Source organism: Mycobacterium sp. TH-M15 (assembly GCF_057473705.1).
The window spans coordinates 1-1,600 of the sequence record NZ_JBYCLB010000278.1; the positions used below are offsets into that span (position 1 = coordinate 1).

At 71.8% G+C, this 1,600-nt stretch carries 2 protein-coding genes; both read right to left on the bottom strand.

Annotation, left to right across the window (positions count from 1 at the left end; translation table 11 throughout):
• Positions 1-121: 121 nt before the first annotated feature.
• On the bottom strand, positions 122-1,228 hold the full coding sequence (gene cds1 / locus AC2VNT_RS06520) for an L-cysteine desulfhydrase Cds1 (protein WP_486946076.1): 1,107 nt from the start codon (positions 1,226-1,228) through the stop codon (positions 122-124).
• On the bottom strand, positions 1,225-1,600 hold a 376-nt coding region (locus AC2VNT_RS06525), incomplete at its 5' end, for a metallophosphoesterase (RefSeq protein ID WP_486946077.1). The genes cds1 and AC2VNT_RS06525, both read right to left, overlap by 4 nt.

Sequence of the window (1,600 nt, forward strand, 5' to 3'; positions counted from 1 at the left end):
GTGACAGGATTTGAACCTGCGACCTCTTCGTCCCGAACGAAGCACGCTACCAAGCTGCGCCACACCCCGCGTGAAGCCACGACAGCGTATCGCACCGCCGCGCGGCGAAGCCAAACGGCGCTTACTCCCAGCGGCAGGACCGCTCGAACTCGGCCAGCGCCGCCGTCGGTCCGGCGAGGTCCAGCCCCTGCTGGGCCACCCAGTCGTCGCAGAAGTAAGTGTCGCCGTAGCGTTCGCCGCCGTCGGTGAGCAGGGTGACCACCGAGCCGCTGCGCCCGTCGGCGACCAGCTCGGCCAGCAGGCCGAACGCGCCCCAGACGTTGGTGCCGGTGGACGCGCCCACCCGCCGGCCCAGCACCGTGCTGACGTGCCGGGCGGCGGCCACCGACGCCGCGTCGGGCACCGCCACCATCCGGTCCACCACCTCCGGCAGAAACGACGGCTCCACCCGCGGCCGGCCGATCCCCTCGATCCGCGACGAACCGGCCACCACCGTGTCGTAGCGGCACTGCTCGTAGGCCGGGAAGAACGCGGAGTTCTCCGGGTCGACGACGCAGAGCCGGGTGGCATGCCGCCGGTAGCGGATGTACCGGCCGATCGTCGCGCTGGTGCCTCCGGTGCCCGCGCCGACCACGATCCATTCCGGGACCGGGTGGGTCTCGTCGCGCAGCTGCTGATAGATCGACTCGGCGATGTTGTTGTTGCCGCGCCAGTCGGTGGCCCGTTCGGCGTTGGTGAACTGGTCCAGGTAGTGTCCGCCGGTCTCGGCGGCGATCCGCTCCGCCTCGGCGTAGACGTCGGCCGAGTGCCGCACGAAGTGGCAGCGGCCGCCCTGGGCCTCGATCAGCGCCACCTTGGCGGTGCTGGTAGAGGTGGGCATCACCGCGACGAACGGCAGGTCGAGCAGTGCGGCGAAGTACGCCTCGGAGACCGCGGTGGAGCCCGACGATGCCTCGACCACCGTGGTGTTCTCCTCGATCCACCCGTTGCAGATCCCGTACAGGAACAGCGACCGGGCCAGCCGGTGCTTGAGGCTGCCGGTGATGTGGGTGGTCTCGTCCTTGAGGTACAGCGCGATGTCCACCTCGCCGCTCCACGCCGACGGCAGTGGGTAGCGCAGCAGATGGGTGTCGGCGCTGCGCCGTGCGTCGGCTTCGATCAGCCGGATGGCGTTGTCGGTCCAGCGTCGCGGACGGCCGTGGATGGCGACCCGGGTCGGCCCGGTCAATGCGCCGATACGGGGGGCTGCGAGCGGTCGAGGCTGCTGCGCGCGTCGGCGCCGCCGGTCGGCGCAGCCACCAGGGTCAGCAGCGTCGCCTCCGGCCGGCAGCAGAACCGCAGCGGCGCGAACGGGGAGGTGCCGATCCCGGCCGAGACGTGCAACGCCATGTCGGCACCCCACCGCGACGCGCCTTTGACCCGGGCCCGGTCCAGGCCCGAGTTGGTGGTCAGCGCCCCGTAGAACGGCAGGCAGATCTGCCCGCCGTGGGTGTGACCGGCCAGCACCAGTTGGTAGCCGTCGGCGGCGAAGCGGTCCAGCACCCGCGGCTCCGGCGAGTGGGTCAGCCCCAGCCGCAGGTCGGCGGCCGGGTGGACCGGG